General features: G+C 54.4%; 1 rRNA gene. It reads left to right on the top strand.

The features are described from left to right. Positions 1-12: 12 nt before the first annotated feature. A 23S ribosomal RNA gene (locus LKK83_RS00575) occupies positions 13-226 on the top strand; the annotation flags it as partial.

The raw sequence follows: 226 nt of genomic DNA, 5'->3' as shown, positions 1-226 counted from the left end.
CAAGTAAAGCTAGGTCAAGCTACAAAGGGCTAACGGTGGATACCTAGCCACGCCGAGGCGAAGAAGGACGCGATTACCGGCGAAACGCTCCGGGGAGCTGGAAGTCAGCATCGATCCGGAGGTCTCCGAATGGGGCAACCCCATGTACTGCCTGCTGAATCCATAGGCAGGTCAGAGCCAACCGAGCGAACTGAAACATCTTAGTAGCTCGAGGAAAAGAAATCAA

It is taken from the genome of Phormidium sp. CCY1219, assembly GCF_035615515.1.
Lineage (GTDB): Bacteria > Cyanobacteriota > Cyanobacteriia > Cyanobacteriales > Laspinemataceae > CCY1219.
Note: the sequence above shows the minus strand (reverse complement) of the source record. Positions and strands in the feature narration are given on the sequence as shown.